This window comes from Treponema sp. R80B11-R83G3, from assembly GCF_054786115.1.
In genome coordinates this window covers 1-1,086 of record NZ_BDHF01000258.1, presented here as the reverse complement: position 1 = coordinate 1,086, position 1,086 = coordinate 1, and the positions used below count along the sequence as shown (strand labels likewise).

Here is a 1,086-nt window from a genome sequence, read left to right as displayed (position 1 = left end):
TATACCTGAAAGAAAAAGCGTTAATCGTTCCCCCCGTTTCATCATCTTTTGTTTTTATTTTTACTTTCGCTCCCACCCTCGCATTAAACAACGCTCTGTGTGTTTTAATCGTAAACTCCCTTCTATCCTGCAATCTTTCTTCCAGTTCACGGATAACCCAATCCTCATATTGCATAACGGTAATATTTCCCCTAACTATTCCGTATTCGGAAAAATAAGAACCAGTAACATTCAGGGCTACAGTACCCAAAGTTTCTACCGCCTCAACATCTTTCATAAAACAAGAACGGTTAAGTTCAAGCACTATTGGGCGGCCATAAATTTCCGCTCTGTATAAATCTCCGTCAGTTTCTTTAGCAATCGTCAGTATTGCCCTGTCATGGTTTGAAGTAACGTCATAATGCGAATAAGAAAATGGACCGCCATCAAAATCAAGCCTATTCTCCGCTTCCTCTTTACTGTCTATTTGGTCAGCAAAAACTACATTCCGTTCCTTGCCGTCAGCGTCTTTTATCTTGTATCTTGCTTCACATTTACCCTCTTCAATTTCACGAACAAGCGGATATTTAAATGGATAATGCGATTGTAAAAACTCATCATAAAAAACAGGCGGATCGTCATAATGCCAAATTTCTTGTTTTTCAAGTGTTATAGGCATATTGACTTTTAACCTTATTGAATTGCGGTACAATTCCGCTCTTTCAGTTTTTCGCAAATAAAAAATATTATTTCCTTCAAATGTGTATGAATATTCATTATCCGCAAGCGGTTCTGTTTGATAAGGCGAATGTGCGAACACAAGCGGTTTTTCTACTGGACACTCCAAATGGCAACGGTAAGCCACCGCCATACTCGACAATTCAGACCAAACATTTTTACTTAATTTGACATAAGGAAGCGTAACCGGAATAGTGGAACAGTCAATATCAGACACATCAAGCCCCGCCCTTTGAGCTATCCCATGCACTAATGATTTATGCGGTTGAGTTTTATCGCACACCACCGAATAAATAAAAACGGCAGGTAAAGACCAATCCCTAGCCTCGTCAGTTTTGCGTAACTTGTAAGAAAAATCCCTAAGCCCGA

Annotated in this window: 1 protein-coding gene; it reads right to left on the bottom strand. The window is 39.5% G+C overall.

Features of this window, described 5'->3' with window-relative positions; translation table 11 throughout:
• Window positions 1–1,086, bottom strand: a 1,086-nt coding sequence (locus ACYVRH_RS13135; RefSeq protein ID WP_461257346.1) for a hypothetical protein, incomplete at both ends; no start/stop codon positions are given.